This window comes from Rhizobium sp. P2_G9 (genome assembly GCF_056403475.1).
In genome coordinates this window covers 24,453-30,943 of sequence record NZ_JBFUFK010000067.1, presented here as the reverse complement: position 1 = coordinate 30,943, position 6,491 = coordinate 24,453, and the positions used below count along the sequence as shown (strand labels likewise).

Annotated in this window: 5 protein-coding genes and 1 pseudogene; all 6 read left to right on the top strand. The window is 60.5% G+C overall.

The annotated features are described in order from the left end of the window. Positions 1 to 136 (top strand): annotated as a pseudogene (locus tag AC1DYF_RS36095) (IS5/IS1182 family transposase); the annotation flags it as partial. Positions 137 to 545: 409 nt separating this feature from the next. After that, on the top strand, positions 546 to 1,829 hold the full coding sequence (gene urtA, locus AC1DYF_RS36090; RefSeq protein WP_477883176.1) for an urea ABC transporter substrate-binding protein: 1,284 nt from the start codon (positions 546 to 548) through the stop codon (positions 1,827 to 1,829). A gap of 158 nt (positions 1,830 to 1,987) precedes the next feature. Beyond that, positions 1,988 to 3,610, top strand: coding sequence for an urea ABC transporter permease subunit UrtB (gene urtB / locus AC1DYF_RS36085; protein ID WP_477883174.1), 1,623 nt, complete (start codon positions 1,988 to 1,990; stop codon positions 3,608 to 3,610). Further along, complete coding sequence (gene urtC / locus AC1DYF_RS36080) at positions 3,607 to 4,773, top strand: urea ABC transporter permease subunit UrtC (RefSeq protein WP_477883172.1); 1,167 nt, start codon at positions 3,607 to 3,609, stop codon at positions 4,771 to 4,773. The genes urtB and urtC overlap by 4 nt, the downstream gene beginning before the upstream one ends. A gap of 5 nt (positions 4,774 to 4,778) precedes the next feature. After that, positions 4,779 to 5,543 (top strand): urea ABC transporter ATP-binding protein UrtD, encoded by a 765-nt coding sequence (gene urtD / locus AC1DYF_RS36075; RefSeq protein WP_477883170.1) that lies wholly within the window; start codon positions 4,779 to 4,781, stop codon positions 5,541 to 5,543. A 208-nt stretch (positions 5,544 to 5,751) separates the two neighbouring features. Beyond that, the gene (gene urtE, locus AC1DYF_RS36070; RefSeq protein WP_477883168.1) at positions 5,752 to 6,447 is read left to right on the top strand and encodes an urea ABC transporter ATP-binding subunit UrtE; all 696 of its coding nucleotides are present in this window, start codon (positions 5,752 to 5,754) and stop codon (positions 6,445 to 6,447) included. Positions 6,448 to 6,491 lie beyond the last annotated feature (44 nt).

Below are 6,491 nucleotides of genomic sequence, written 5' to 3'. Positions count from 1 at the left end.
AAGAAATCTCGTCGAACGCTTCTTCAATAAGCTCAAACAATATCGAGCTATGGCAACACGTTACGACAAGAACCCAGCCAATTTCCTTGCCGCCGCCAAAATCATTGCTACCCGCATCTGGATCAACGCGTTATGAGTCTACGGCCTAGTGCAGGCATATTCTTCGCTAGCTCTTCAAGTTTTCGCCGCCATCGCAGTCCTATACATTCTGTATCTATTGGCTTTAAAGGGAACAATCAGCTTCTGGCTGATCGCGGGGTTTGCTGTCTTCTACGCAATTAGCCAAGCTGGTACCACCGGCTTTATGAAGGTGATCGATCAACTTCATAAGATCTTCTCCGGCGGCAAGCGTTAACGCAAACCCGTGGTCAGTAATTCTCCTGCATGATGACCAAACGCATATTGCGTCCTTCCCCCTTTCCCCCTGCCCGGTACGTCATATGACGTATGTCGCAGTGCACAATCTCGCACGATAGTTCCCGCCAGACAACGGCTTTAACCCAATCTTAACCCGTTGCCTCACGCTCAAAAGAGAGGGGAACAAGATGAAACTCAAGAACATGATCACCACTGCATTGCTGGCAGGCGCCATGTCGCTTTCCGCCGTGCAAGCCTTCGCTGAGGATACGATCAAGGTTGGCATCCTGCATTCGCTGTCCGGCACCATGGCGATTTCCGAGTCCACGCTCAAGGACGTCATGCTGATGCTCATCGACGAGCAGAACAAGAAGGGCGGCCTCTTGGGCAAGAAGCTCGAAGCCGTCGTCGTCGACCCGGCATCGGACTGGCCGCTGTTTGCCGAAAAGGCCCGCGAGCTGATCCAGAAGGACCATGTCGCCGCCGTGTTCGGCTGCTGGACCTCGTCGTCGCGCAAGTCGGTCCTGCCGGTCTTCGAAGAGACCAATTCCATCCTCTTCTACCCGGTCCAGTATGAAGGCGAAGAGTCCTCGCGCAACATCTTCTACACCGGCGCTGCCCCCAACCAGCAGGCGATCCCGGCCGTCGACTACCTGCTCAACAATGAGAAGGTGAAGCGCTTCGTGCTCGAAGGGACGGACTATGTCTATCCGCGCACGACCAACAAGATCCTTGAGGCCTACCTGATTTCCAAGGGTATCCCCAAGGAAGACATCATGATCAATTATACGCCGTTCGGTTTCTCCGATTGGCAGACGGAAGTGGCCAAGATCAAGGATTTCGGCTCGGCCGGCAAGAAGACCGCCGTCGTCTCGACCATCAACGGCGACGCCAACGTGCCGTTCTACAAGGAACTGGGCAACAAGGGCATCAAGGCCACCGATATCCCGGTCGTCGCCTTCTCGGTCGGCGAAGAGGAACTCGCCGGTCTCGACACCAAGCCGCTGGTCGGCCATCTCGCCGCCTGGAACTATTTTGAATCGGTCGAAAGCCCGGCCAACAAGAAGTTCATCAAGGAATGGCACGCCTATACCAAGGACAAGAAGCGCGTGACCAATGACCCGATGGAAGCCGCCTATATCGGCTTCAACGCCTGGGTCAAGGCCGTGCAGGCCGCCGGCACGACCGACACCGACAAGGTGCTCGACTCGATCATCGGCGTGACCGTTCCCAACCTCTCCGGCGGCTATGCCACCGTGATGCCGAACCACCACATCACCAAGCCCGTCCTGATCGGCGAAATCCAGGCCGACGGCCAGTTCACCATCGTTCAGCAGACGCCGGAAGTGGTCGGCGACGAATGGTCGGACTTCCTGCCGGACTCCAAGGACCTGATCTCCGATTGGCGCAAGCCCCTCAACTGCGGCAACTTCAATGTGAAGTCCGGCAAGTGCGGCGGCAAGGGTTCCTGATATCGGTCTAAAACATCTCCTGGTGTGAAACCCCAACAACACACCAAGATCACTTCCGTCCGGGCTTGCCCGGGCGGAAGCCCGGTTGAACCAGCGCTGCGAGGCGCTGCGCCGATCGCAAGATTGCGGTGATCGGCGGTGAATGAGGCGAAAAGCCGATGAATCGCGCCCTCAAGATTGTTTTCATTGCTTTTTGCCTGATGGTTTCGGCACTCGCCAGCACCGTTCGCGCCCAGGAAGACGACAAGATCCATACGCTGGTCAATGCGCTCGGCGTCGGCGGATTCCCCGAACGCGAGGCTGCCATCAAGGCGCTCGCCGCCTCCAGAGACCCGCATGTCGCAAAACTCCTCGACGCGTTGAGCAATGGCCTGCTCTATGTCAGCGAGGATGGCGGCCCGGTGCTGCTGCAGCAGGGCGACGATGACAATCCATCCTTCGTCGACCCGATCACGGGCACGCCCGTGGCTGATGTCGATCCCGACACGATGAGCAAGGTCAAGATCAACAATTCCGTGCGCGCGGTGATTGACGATGTCAGCGCCCAGATGACGTTGCTGTCGCCCGACCGCAGTGCCCGCCTTGCCGCCGCCCAGGGCATGCTGAAAGACGCCGACCCATCCAACCTCGATCTCCTCAACTCCGCCCTCAAGCAGGAGCAGGACGGCGAGGTCAAGGGCGTCATGGAAGCTGCCCGCGCCGTCATCATCCTGAAATCCGACGCCAAGGCCGACGACAAAAAGGCGGCCATCGACCTGATCGCCGCGCATGGCGACCGTGACGCGCTGACCATCCTTTCCATGGCGATGCAGACCGCGCCGGCCGATCTCAAGCCGATCATCCAGTCCGATATCGACGGCATCAATCATTCACTGGCGCTCTGGGATGTCGCCCAGAATGTTTCCTACGGCGTTTCGCTCGGCTCGATCCTGCTGCTCGCCGCCATCGGGCTCGCCATCACCTTTGGCGTCATGGGCGTGATCAACATGGCGCATGGCGAAATGGTCATGATCGGTGCCTACACCACCTACGTGGTACAGCAGGCGATCGGCGCCTGGGCGCCGGAGCTCGCCGATTATTCACTCGCGATCGCCGTCCCGTCCGCCTTCCTCTTCACCGGCTTCGTCGGCCTGGTGATCGAACGGCTGGTGATCCGCTTCCTGTATGGCCGGCCGCTCGAAACCCTGCTCGCCACCTGGGGCATATCGCTCATTCTGCAGCAGGGCGTGCGCACCATTTTCGGCCCAACCAACCGCGAAGTCACCAATCCGTCCTGGATGTCCGGCTCCTTCGATGTCGGTGGCCTGACATTTACCTGGAACCGCACCTGGATCATCGTCTTCGCGCTCGCCGTTTTCGCCGCCCTGCTGTTCATCCTCAAGCAGACGCCGATGGGGCTACAGATGCGCGCCGTCACCCAGAACCGCCGCATGGCCTCGTCGATGGGCATTCGCACGCCCTGGGTCGATGCGGCCACTTTTGCGCTCGGCTCCGGCATTGCCGGCATTGCCGGCGTGGCGCTCAGCCAGATCGACAATGTCTCACCCAATCTCGGCCAGGGCTACATCATCGACAGCTTCATGGTCGTGGTGTTCGGCGGCGTCGGCAATCTCTGGGGCACGCTGGTCGGCGCGTTTTCGCTCGGCATCCTCAACAAGTTCCTCGAACCCTATGCTGGCGCTGTTCTCGGCAAGATCCTGGTTCTCGTCCTCATCATCCTCTTCATCCAGAAGCGGCCACGCGGCCTGTTCGCCCTCAAAGGAAGGTCGGTGGAAGCATGATAACCGCTTTTCTCCTGCGCTCGCTGGACCGCAAGATCGTCGTCGCCGTGCTCGTGCTGCTGGCGCTGGCGGTGCTGGTGCCGGTCCTCAACCTGATGACCGGCCCAGACAGCGCGCTGCATGTTCCGACCTATATCATGTCGCTGTTCGGCAAATATCTCACCTATGCCATGCTGGCACTGGCGCTCGACCTCGTCTGGGGCTTCTGCGGCATTCTCTCGCTTGGTCACGGCGCCTTCTTCGCACTCGGCGGCTATGCGATGGGCATGTATCTGATGCGCCAGATCGGCTCGCGCGGCGTCTATGGCAATCCGCTGCTGCCGGACTTCATGGTCTTCCTCAACTGGAAAGACCTGCCCTGGTTCTGGCATGGCTTCGACATGTTCTGGTTTGCCGCACTGATGGTGCTTGTGGTGCCTGGCCTGCTCGCCTTCATTTTCGGCTGGTTCGCCTTCCGCAGCCGCGTCAACGGCGTTTACCTGTCGATCATCACCCAGGCGATGACCTATGCGCTGCTGCTCGCCTTCTTCCGCAATGACATGGGGTTCGGCGGCAACAATGGCATGACCGATTTCAAGGACATTCTCGGCTTCAACATCCAGGCCAACGCTACCCGCGCTAGCCTCTTCGCCGCCACCGCAGTCTTCCTCGCCCTTGCTCTGCTTATCGCCTCGGCAATCGTCCGTTCGAAATACGGCAAGGTGCTGATCGGAGTGCGCGATGCCGAAAGCCGGGTGCGCTTCCTCGGCTTCCGGGTCGAGAACATGAAACTCTTCACCTTCGTCGTCTCGGCGATGATGGCCGGCATTGCCGGCGCGCTCTATGTGCCGCAGGTCGGCATCATCAATCCCGGCGAATTCGCACCCGCCAATTCGATCGAGGTCGTCATCTGGACGGCTGTCGGCGGACGCTCGACGCTGATCGGCCCGATCATCGGCGCGATCCTGGTCAATGGCGGCAAGACCATCTTCACCGGCCTTTTCCCCGATTACTGGCTGTTTGCACTGGGCGGCCTCTTCGTGCTCACCACGCTCCTCCTGCCCAAGGGTATCGCCGGCACCATCCAGCAGTCGATCAAGACCCGGCAATCCTACCGTATGGCGGCAGCCCGCGAAAAGGCGGCCATGATCCCCACCGGCGCCGAACCCGAAGCTGCGGAGTAGACGAGATGCCCCCGATCAACGCACCCGAAAAACCCACCAGCATCCTCTACCTGAACGGCGTCTCCGTCTCCTTCGATGGCTTCAAGGCGCTCAATTCGCTGTCCTTCGTCGTCGAACCGGGTGAGCTGCGCGCCATTATCGGCCCAAACGGTGCCGGCAAGACGACGATGATGGACATCATCACCGGCAAGACCCGGCCCGACCAGGGCGAGGTCTTCTTCAACGGCACGATCGACCTGACCAAGAAGGACGAGGCCGACATCGCCCAGCTCGGCATCGGCCGCAAATTCCAGAAACCGACCGTGTTTGAAAGCCACACGGTCTGGGACAATCTTGAACTGGCGCTCAACCGCAACCGTGGCGTCTTCGCCACGCTGTTCTATACGCTGACGCCGGCCGACAAGACCCGCATCGAGGAAATCCTCGAAACGGTGCGGCTCACTGCCCGCAAAGATGATTACGCCGCCAATCTCAGCCACGGCCAGAAGCAATGGCTGGAGATCGGCATGCTGCTCGCGCAGGAACCGAAGCTGCTTCTCGTAGACGAACCCGTCGCCGGCATGACCGACGCGGAGACGGCCGAGACAGCTATTCTGCTGAAGGAGATCGCCAAGACCCGTTCGGTCGTGGTGGTCGAGCACGACATGGGCTTCATCCGCGATCTCGGCGTCAAGGTGACGTGCCTGGCGGAAGGCTCGGTGCTGGCGGAAGGGTCGATCGATTTTGTCAGTTCCGATCCGAAAGTGATCGAAAACTATCTGGGGCGATGAAGATGTCAACGTTGGAATTCTTGGTACCCCCCTCTGCCCTGCCGGGCATCTCCCCCTCAAGGGGGGAGATCGGCAAGAGGCACCGTCACCATCTCATCAGAAACCTCGCGGTCAGGCCGAGCGGCCGCCTCGGGTCAATCTCCCCCCTTGAGGGGGAGATGTCCGGCAGGACAGAGGGGGGTAACCCCGGAAAACAGGGGCTCCCCGCATGCTGACCGTCGAAAACGCCAACCTCCATTACGGCGCCGCCCAGGCCCTGCGCGGCATCTCGATGAAAGCCGAAATGGGCAAGATCACCTGCGTGCTCGGCCGCAACGGTGTCGGCAAATCCTCGCTGCTGCGCGCCATTACCGGCCAGCATCCGCTCTCCGCCGGCACCGCGACCTTTAACGACAGGCCGATGAACGGCTTGCCGCCCTATGCCCGCGCCAAGCTCGGCATCGGCTATGTGCCGCAGGGGCGCGAAATCTTCCCGCTGCTCACTGTCAAGGAAAACCTCGAAAGCGGCTATGCCCCGCTCAAGCGCGCTGACCGCTCGATCCCAGACGATATCTTCAGCCTCTTCCCCGTGCTGCAATCCATGCTCGGCCGCCGCGGCGGCGACCTGTCCGGCGGCCAGCAGCAGCAGCTCGCCATCGGCCGGGCGCTGGTGACGCGGCCAAAAATCCTGGTCCTCGACGAGCCCACCGAAGGCATTCAGCCGTCGATCATCAAGGATATCGGCCGGGCTATCCGCTATCTGCGTGACTCGACCGGCATGGCAATTCTGCTGGTCGAACAATACCTTGATTTCTGCCGCGAACTCGCCGACCATGTCTACATCATGGATCGCGGCGAGATCGTCCACCAGGGTCTAGCCGAGACGCTGGACACATCCGAGGCGCGCCGGCATTTGACGGTGTAGCCTTTGAACGTTTGCATGCGCGAGTTACCCCCCTCTGCCCTGCC

Coding starts and splice junctions, on each gene's coding strand:
- urtA (WP_477883176.1), top strand. CDS start 546: ATGAAACTCAAGAACATGATCACCACTGCATTGCTGGCAGGCGCCATG.
- urtB (WP_477883174.1), top strand. CDS start 1,988: ATGAATCGCGCCCTCAAGATTGTTTTCATTGCTTTTTGCCTGATGGTT.
- urtC (WP_477883172.1), top strand. CDS start 3,607: ATGATAACCGCTTTTCTCCTGCGCTCGCTGGACCGCAAGATCGTCGTC.
- urtD (WP_477883170.1), top strand. CDS start 4,779: ATGCCCCCGATCAACGCACCCGAAAAACCCACCAGCATCCTCTACCTG.
- urtE (WP_477883168.1), top strand. CDS start 5,752: ATGCTGACCGTCGAAAACGCCAACCTCCATTACGGCGCCGCCCAGGCC.